Raw genomic sequence first — 257 nt, 5'->3', positions numbered from 1 at the left:
CCTGAGAGCACCATTTTTATACCCATGGCTTTAATTTGACGGGCCATTAAGTACATTGGGGTTGATGCACGAATGGTGGTTACATCGTAAGTTTCAATGTGGTAAATCACTTCTTTAAGTGCATCAATACCTTGTTGAATAGTAAAGATAATAGGGTGGTGAATAGTCCCTATCATATCAGCTACTTTTTGCGCTGCGGCTAAATCGGGGGAGCCTTCTAAACCCACCGAAAAGGAATGCAGTTTAGGCCACCAAGC

Annotated in this window: 1 protein-coding gene; it reads right to left on the bottom strand. The window is 42.8% G+C overall.

The window, feature by feature from the left end; genetic code table 11:
• The coding region (locus AAEY68_RS21290; RefSeq protein ID WP_350586854.1) for an asparagine synthase-related protein at positions 1-257 on the bottom strand (257 nt) is incomplete at both ends.

Origin of the sequence: Pseudoalteromonas sp. RB2-MNA-CIBAN-0110 (genome assembly GCF_040309305.1) — a bacterium.
Taxonomy (GTDB): Bacteria; Pseudomonadota; Gammaproteobacteria; order Enterobacterales; family Alteromonadaceae; genus Pseudoalteromonas; species Pseudoalteromonas arctica.
Note: the sequence above shows the minus strand (reverse complement) of the source record. Positions and strands in the feature narration are given on the sequence as shown.